General features: G+C 62.4%; 1 pseudogene. It reads right to left on the bottom strand.

Annotated elements, in window-relative coordinates:
• Positions 1–282: pseudogene (locus CH341_RS32335) on the bottom strand (HslU--HslV peptidase ATPase subunit); the annotation flags it as partial.

The raw sequence follows: 282 nt of genomic DNA, 5'->3' as shown, positions 1-282 counted from the left end.
CGTTTCGCGCCAGATCGCCGACATGTTCCTCCACATAGGCGGCGTCGATCGTGACCGTCTCGCCATGCCGATCGGGCGCGGTGAACGAGATCTCGTCGAGGATCCGCTCCATCACGGTCTGCAGCCGCCGTGCGCCGATATTCTCCACGCTGGAATTGATCTCCACACCGAGCCGCGCGATCGCGTCGATGGCGTCGTCGGTGAATTCCAGCGTCACACCTTCGGTCGAAAGAAGGGCCACGTATTGCTTCACGAGGCTCGCTTCCGTCTCCGTCAGGATGC

The organism is Rhodoplanes roseus (genome assembly GCF_003258865.1).
GTDB lineage: Bacteria > Pseudomonadota > Alphaproteobacteria > Rhizobiales > Xanthobacteraceae > Rhodoplanes > Rhodoplanes roseus.
This window is presented reverse-complemented; position numbering and strand designations above follow the sequence as displayed.